Source organism: Nocardia sp. NPDC051900 (genome assembly GCF_044452545.1).
Classification (GTDB): domain Bacteria; phylum Actinomycetota; class Actinomycetes; order Mycobacteriales; family Mycobacteriaceae; genus Nocardia; species Nocardia sichangensis.
In genome coordinates this window covers 270,254-277,173 of the sequence record NZ_JBITBU010000007.1, presented here as the reverse complement: position 1 = coordinate 277,173, position 6,920 = coordinate 270,254, and the positions used below count along the sequence as shown (strand labels likewise).

At 69.7% G+C, this 6,920-nt stretch carries 9 protein-coding genes; 5 read left to right on the top strand and 4 right to left on the bottom strand.

What is annotated here, in order from left to right; all coding sequences use genetic code 11:
* Positions 1-96 (top strand): MspA family porin (locus tag ACIA5H_RS14285; RefSeq protein WP_397076491.1); only part of this gene is annotated, 96 nt, incomplete at its 5' end.
* A 66-nt stretch (positions 97-162) separates the two neighbouring features.
* Here ACIA5H_RS14285 and mscL read toward each other — a convergent pair.
* From mscL to ACIA5H_RS14265, 4 genes are all read right to left on the bottom strand, one after another.
* Positions 163-567 (bottom strand): large conductance mechanosensitive channel protein MscL, encoded by a 405-nt coding sequence (gene mscL, locus ACIA5H_RS14280; protein ID WP_355074604.1) that lies wholly within the window; start codon positions 565-567, stop codon positions 163-165.
* A 117-nt stretch (positions 568-684) separates the two neighbouring features.
* The gene (locus ACIA5H_RS14275; protein WP_397076339.1) at positions 685-1,347 is read right to left on the bottom strand and encodes an SAF domain-containing protein; all 663 of its coding nucleotides are present in this window, start codon (positions 1,345-1,347) and stop codon (positions 685-687) included.
* A gap of 87 nt (positions 1,348-1,434) precedes the next feature.
* Positions 1,435-1,734 (bottom strand): FmdB family zinc ribbon protein, encoded by a 300-nt coding sequence (locus ACIA5H_RS14270; RefSeq protein WP_397076337.1) that lies wholly within the window; start codon positions 1,732-1,734, stop codon positions 1,435-1,437.
* A 69-nt stretch (positions 1,735-1,803) separates the two neighbouring features.
* The gene (locus ACIA5H_RS14265; RefSeq protein WP_364428823.1) at positions 1,804-2,412 is read right to left on the bottom strand and encodes a 5-formyltetrahydrofolate cyclo-ligase; all 609 of its coding nucleotides are present in this window, start codon (positions 2,410-2,412) and stop codon (positions 1,804-1,806) included.
* Positions 2,413-2,479: 67 nt separating this feature from the next.
* Between ACIA5H_RS14265 and ACIA5H_RS14260 the strand changes: the two genes are divergently transcribed.
* From ACIA5H_RS14260 to glpR, 4 genes are all read left to right on the top strand, one after another.
* Complete coding sequence (locus ACIA5H_RS14260) at positions 2,480-3,436, top strand: UTP--glucose-1-phosphate uridylyltransferase (RefSeq protein WP_356963843.1); 957 nt, start codon at positions 2,480-2,482, stop codon at positions 3,434-3,436.
* 145 nt (positions 3,437-3,581) lie between these two features.
* On the top strand, positions 3,582-4,838 hold the full coding sequence (gene glp / locus ACIA5H_RS14255) for a gephyrin-like molybdotransferase Glp (protein ID WP_356963844.1): 1,257 nt from the start codon (positions 3,582-3,584) through the stop codon (positions 4,836-4,838).
* A 12-nt stretch (positions 4,839-4,850) separates the two neighbouring features.
* Entirely contained in the window at positions 4,851-5,501 is a 651-nt protein-coding gene (locus tag ACIA5H_RS14250; RefSeq protein ID WP_355074593.1) for a GNAT family protein, read from the top strand.
* 262 nt (positions 5,502-5,763) lie between these two features.
* Positions 5,764-6,885: a gephyrin-like molybdotransferase receptor GlpR gene (glpR, locus tag ACIA5H_RS14245; RefSeq protein ID WP_397076333.1), complete on the top strand. Its 1,122-nt coding sequence runs from the start codon at positions 5,764-5,766 to the stop codon at positions 6,883-6,885.
* Positions 6,886-6,920 lie beyond the last annotated feature (35 nt).

Here is a 6,920-nt window from a genome sequence, read left to right as displayed (position 1 = left end):
TACGCCCAGGCGCGGGCCTTTGTCAGCGTCGAGGTCGAGACCGACAATGTCATCACGTGGGTGACGTTGTGGGGGCAGCCTTTCAGCCTCGGCTGAGCGCGGGATACTCATACGAACGGGCCCGTCGCCGACGGGCCCGTTTCGCATGCGGCACAGTCGAACTCAGAATTCGTGCCGCCCGCCCGAGCTGGTCTGGCCTTCGGCGAGCAGGTCGCGAATCTGGATCAGCACCTCGGAATCGGTGAGTGTGGTGTCGTCGGGCCGGAAGCGCTTCTTCAATCGCGCAGCGGGCAGCACCAGCACGAAGAACAGCACCGCGGCGATGATCAGGAAATTGATCACGGCCGTGATGATGGGACCGACCTGGACAAAGGTCGCCGGCTTGTCGGCCACCAACCGGAAACCGAGGCCGATATCGCCGGGGCCGCCGATGACGGCGAGCAGCGGATTGATGATTCCGTTGCTGATCGCGGTGATGATCGCGACGAACGCCGTACCGATGACCACGGCGACCGCCAGGTCGATCACATTCCCGCGGAACAGAAAATCTCTGAACTCTTTGAGCATGGCCGGTGTCTCCTCTTTTCCGTGGAGCTGGGCAGTCCTGCTCGGCGGTACCCGCGCGCCGGTAGGCCCGATGCTAATGAGCCATCGGCGAATATTCGGCGAAGCATGATCGGCGGGTCAGTGAAAGACGACGGTGAGTGCGGTGCGCAGGGACGCGCCCGCGACGGCGGTGGCGTGCTCGGCGTCCATCGCGACCAAGACCACGCGTTCGGCGGCTCCCCTCCCCGCACCGGCGCCCGAGACGAGCACTACGGCGGCATCGGTGGCGAGCGTGCGGGCGGGACGGGCGCCTGGCCCACCCGCGTCTTCGGCGCCGATCACGTCGACGCGATCGCCCGCGCGCAAGATGTCGGCGACCGCCGTATCGGCGAGGCGGACGGGCACGATCCGCGCCTCGCGGGAACCGGCCGCCGCCGCGGCCAAGCGCGGGCCGACCACGCGCAGGTCGGTGAATACCTCGCCTCGGCGCATGGCGCCGGTCAGCGTCGCGCCGACGAGCGCGCCGAGATCGGTGACCGCGCCCGCCGGTAGCGTGCCCGCCTCGCGCGGGACGGCGCGCAGATCATCTGCCTCGAGAAGTCGTCCTGGCGCGAGGTCCCGGCCCGCGACGAGCACCGTGGTGCGTTCGGCGTCGGGATCACCACGAAGGAAGAGGAACGCCGCGAGCGCGGCGAGAACGGCGGCCAGCAATCGTCGGGCGAGGACGGCGTCGGCCCAGGGCGGGCGCTGCCACCCGGAGACATTCCAGCCGCGGCCGAGATCGGCGAGTGCGCGAGTCATGGCCGGATCCTATGGCCGGACGTGCGCTCGCCCGGCCAGGATCAAGGTCGGCTGTGGATAGGTGACCGGCTGTGGAAAACCGCCGAATCAGCTGGCTACGGCCGTGCTGGTGGACGCGGTCGACCCGCTCGCCGAGCCGGAGTCGGAAGAAGTGGAAGAGGAACTCGAGCTGCTGTCGGACTTGGCGGGCTCGCTGGCAGTGGAGGAGCCACCGCGGCTGTCGGTGCGGTAGAAGCCGCTGCCCTTGAAGACGATGCCGACCGAGTTGAACAGCTTGCGCAGCTTCCCGGAGCACTCCGAGCACACGGTCAGCGCTTCGTCCGTGAACGACTGAACGATGTCGAAGCGGTTGTCACACTGGGTGCACGCATACGAGTAAGTAGGCACAGGATCCTCCGCGGTGTTCGTCGATCTGGCACTCTACAGCCGACAGTGCCAACACCGCCAATCGGTGTTTCATTCCCCAGGGTAATCGTCGCCCAGCCGGCGCAAGCCACCGCGCGGCGTGAGCGCCCAGCCCATGCGCAGGTCGTGCGGTTCCTCCGGCAATCGGTCGACCAGTTCGTCGTCCCGGACCACCGCGACCAGGCGCGCGTCCGGCCGTGCGGCGGGTAGCGTGCGGTCGTAGTAACCGGCGCCGCGGCCGAGCCGCACGCCGCGCAGGTCCACGGCGAGAGCGGGGACGAGGATCAGTTCGGCGCGGGTGACGGTCTCCGGCGGCAGCACGGCGCCGGTGGGTTCCAGCAATCCGTAGCGGGCGCGGCGCATGGCGCTCGCTCCGGTGTATTCGGCCCAGCTCAGCGGTCCCGGTGGCCCGGTGACCGGCAGCAGTACCCGCGCACCACCGGCCAGCAGCGCGTCCAGCATCGCGGTCGATCCCGGTTCGCCCGCCACCGGTACATACGCGCAGACCCACCCGCGAGCGCTGACCGCTTCGACCGCTGCGGCCAGGGCGAACGCTTCCTTTTCGCGTTCCGTGGCAGGTATCACAGCTCGGCGGGCGAGGAGTTCGGTGCGCCATGCATGTTTGTCGCGCTCGCCGGGCATCTTCACAGTGATCACCATAGGCTCACCCCGGGACCGGTCGGCGCGACGCCGATCCGGCGGCGTGATGGATGGATAGGGTATGCGTATGACAGCAAAGGCCGGACAGCCCGGTGACGCCGCAGTGGTGTCGTGCTTCCGCACGGCCGTGGTGCCCGCTGCCGGGCTCGGAACGCGGTTCCTGCCCGCGACCAAGACGGTGCCCAAGGAACTTCTTCCTGTGGTGGACACACCCGGCATCGAGTTGGTCGCCGCCGAGGCGGCGGGTTCCGGCGCGGAGCGGCTGGTGATCGTCACGTCTCCGGGCAAGGACGGCGTCGTCGCGCACTTCGTCGAGGACCTGGTGCTGGAGAGCACGCTGGAGGAGCGCGGCAAGTTCAAGCTGCTGGAGAAGGTGCGCAAAGCGCCGGGACTGCTCGATGTCACCTCGGTGGTGCAGGAGGAGCCGCTCGGGCTCGGGCACGCCGTGGCCCAGGCCGAGCGGGCCCTCGACGACGACGAGGACGTCATCGCCGTCCTGCTGCCCGACGACCTCGTGCTGCCCCGCGGCGTGCTGGATGTGATGTGCCGGGTGCGCCGCAAGCGCGGTGGAACGGTGCTGTGCGCCATCGACGTCCCCAAGGACGAGGTCAGCGCCTACGGTGTCTTCGACGTCGCGCCCGTGCCCGACGCGGTGAACCCGAATGTGCTGCGCGTCAAGGGCATGGTGGAGAAGCCCGCGCTCGCCGACGCGCCGTCGACGTTCGCCGCCGCGGGCCGGTACCTGCTCGATCGCGCGATCTTCGACGCGCTGCGCCGCATCGAGCCCGGCGCTGGCGGCGAACTGCAACTCACCGACGCCATCGCACTGTTGATCGCCGAGGGGCATCCGGTTCATGTGGTGGTGCACCGTGGGTCGCGCCACGATTTGGGCAACCCGGGCGGTTATCTTCGTGCTGCGGTCGATTTCGCACTGGAACGAGAGGAATACGGCCCCGCTCTGCGGGAGTGGCTGCAGCACCGCCTCGGTCCGGACTGGGATCCGCAGCTGACGACCGACGACTGACGGACCCGGCCGGGGGTTTCGCCGAGAGTGGACCGTCGGGTACGAATGATGGTCACCGCGGTGCGCGCGAATGCGCTTGCGCCGCGGCGGGATCGCGCGTGCGGGCGAGATCGGATGGAGTGCGGAGAGGATCAGGAAGGGCTGGATGCGCTCGGTTGAGGATCAGCAGATCAAGGTGACCGCCGCGGCGGTCGCGCCCCGGCCGGTCCGGGTCGCGATCTCCGAGGCCCAGGGCCTGCTGTGTGCCGAGGACGTCGTCACCGAACGGCCGTTGCCGGGCTTCGACCAGGCGGCCATCGACGGTTATGCCGTGCGCAGTGTGGACGTGGCCTCCGCGGGGGCCGACATTCGGGACGAAGAAGGCGAACTCGTCGACCTGACCCTTCCGGTGGTCGGCGAGGTGGTCGCCGGTTCACGTCAGCCGATCCGCTTGCAGCCTCGCCAGACCGTCCGGGTGGACACCGGCGCGCCGATGCCGACGCTCGCCGATGCCGTGCTCCCGCTGGATTTCACCGATGGCGGGCGGGCCAGGATCAAGGTGTACGAGCCGGTGCGCTCCGGCGACTACGTGCGGCGGATCGGTGACGACGTCCAGCCGGGCGATGTGGCGGTGCGTGCGGGAACCATCATCGGTGCCGCGCAGGTCGGGCTGCTCGCCGCGGTCGGTCAAGACAAAGTGCTGGTGCACCCGCGTCCGCGACTATCGGTGCTCTCCGTGGGCGGCGAGCTGATCGATATCGACCGAACCCCGGGCCCCGGCCAGGTCTACGACGTGAACTCCTACGCGCTGGCCGCGGCCGCGCGGGATGCGGGCGCGGACGTCAACCGTGTGGGCATCGTGAGTTCCGATCCGCGCAGGCTGCGCGACGTGGTCGAGGGGCAGCTGGTGCGCTCCGAGGTGGTCGTCATCGCGGGCGCGGTCGGCGGCTGGGCTTCCGAACAGGTCCGAGAGGCGCTGGAAGGCCTCGGCGAGCTCGAAATCACCCGCGTGGCCATGCATCCCGGCTCGGTGCAGGGCTTCGGGCGGCTCGGCCGCGACGAGGTGCCGACGTTCCTGCTGCCCTCCAACCCGGTGGGCGCGCTGGTGGTGTTCGAGGTGATGGTGCGGCCTTTGATCCGAATCGCGTTGGGGCGCAGGCATCCCATGCGCCGGATCATCAGCGCGCGAACCATCACGCCGATCAGTTCCATGGAGGGGCGCAAGGGGTACCTGCGCGCGCAGCTCATGCGGGACGAAGCCACCGGCGAATACCTCGTGCAGCCGCTCGGCAACGGGAACTCGTCCTCGCACCTGCTCGCCACGCTCGCCGAAGCGAACAGCCTGATCGTGATAGACCCGGACGACACCGACATCCGCACCGGTGACGAAGTCCAGGTCGCCTTTCTCGCACAGCGCGGCTGAGACGTGGAAGCTATGAACGTTTTCCGGGCCACGCAGCATCCGGGTTGGCCCGCGCGACTCGGCCCGGTTCGGGTGGCGGCGGGGCAGGTGACCTTGCGTCCGGTGCGGCTGCGCGACGCGGCGGCCTGGAGCCGGATCCGGTTGCGGGACAGAGCGCATCTCGAGCCGTGGGAGCCCACCGGCCGCGGAGCGTGGGAGGCGCGCAACCACGCCTCCAACTGGCCGTCGCTGTGGTCGAGCCTGAAGGCGGAGGCCAGGCGCGGCGCGATGATCCCGTTGGTGATCGAAGTCGACGGCGCGTTCGGCGGGCAGCTGACCGTTGGCAATATCGTGCGCGGCGCACTGCGCTCGGCCTGGATCGGCTATTGGGTGGCCAAGGATCTCAGTGGGCAAGGCGTCGCGACGGCGGCGCTGGCGCTCGGTCTCGACCACTGCTTCGGGCCGGTCGGCCTGCATCGGGTGGAGGCGACCGTCCGACCCGAGAATCTGGCCAGTCAGGCGGTGTTGCGCAATGTCGGTTTCCGGGAAGAGGGGCTGCTGCGGCGCTACCTCGACGTGGACGGCGCCTGGCGGGATCACCTGCTGGTCGGCATGACCGTCGAGGAACTCGCCGGAACGGTCCTGGACCGGCTGGTGCGAGAGGGGCGCGTCACCCTGCTGTAGAACCGGCCACCGGATCGCGGTGACATTGGTGGGAATGTGACAGGTGTGGCGGATGTGCACGGCGCGCCTGCCGGAACTTGGTGCTACCCGGAATTAGCCTACGGACGTCGATGGTGCGTCTTGTGCCATCGGCAGTGAGCCTGCGAGGGGATCGGCGTCCGCGCCGTCGCGTCGGACGGGGGCCGGCCGAGCGCGGGGCGTGTGACGCGCCGCTGGCGGGCCGAGCCGGAGGAAATCCAGGCGGGACGGAGGTGTTGACGCGATGCCGAATTCGATCCTGTGGATCGGTCTGGTCGTGCTCTGGGTCTTCGTCCTGTTCCCGATCCTCGCCGACCGTCACCCCAGAATCCGCCGGACCACCGACGCCGCGCTGGCAACCAGGGTCCTGCACCGCGGCGGCGGCAAACGACGTCTCAAGAAAGGCCCGGCCGCCGGGCACGAAACCGATCCGAACTGGCGGCCCCGTGGGCGACACGATGGACGCCGCGTACCGAGAGAGTATCCCCACAGCGATGATGCGGAGGACCGGATGACGACACCGGCCGACGAGCCCGTCACCGAGACCGACGAGGAGAACACACCCGCGGCCGGCGAGGCCGTGGCATCCGACATCGCTGCCGCCGAAACGGACGACATCGAGATCGACGACTTCGCCTCCGCCACACCGGAGGAGGACGAAGCGGAGGACCGCGAGACGCGTTACGACGAGCCGGACGACGACGAAGCCGCCGAAGTCGCTGCGAAGATCGACGCGGGGACCGATGATGACCGCGTGGGCGCACACCACCCCGAGCCGGTCGCGGCCAGAATCCCGCCTGCGCGCTCCACCGCGCCCGCCGTCGTGGACTACGACGAGTACGACGACTACGACGACGCGGGCGCGGACGAGCCGGATTTCGTCCCCAGCCGCCGTGGTCGTGGCGGCTACGATCCCGAGGCCGACGCCATCGCCCGCGCGGCCCGCTACACCTTCCGGCAGCGCGCCGTGCTCGGCCTGCTGCTCACCGCCATCCTCTTCGGCGCCCTCGCGTTCGTGTTCACGCCCATGCTGTGGTGGGGTTGCGGACTCGCCCTCACGGTGTTGGCGACCTATCTGGCCTACCTTCGCAAGCAGGTGCGGATGGAGGAGGAGATCCGCCGTAACCGGGCTGCCCGCCTCAACCGCGGCCACCAAGACGAAGCCGATCCACGCGCGCGCCGGGGCCGCGCCGGGCGCGGCACCATGGACCGCGACACCGCCCGCGCGATCCGTCGCCGCTCCACCCTTATCGAGCCCGACGACGAAGACCCCATGTTCGCCCACCTCGACCCCTTCGACCCGGCCACCGCCCGCGCCCTGCGCACCCGCACCAGCGGCGACATCCGCCGCGCGGCGGGCGCGTAGGGCACCGCATTTCCGCAGGTCAGGCTACCGATTCG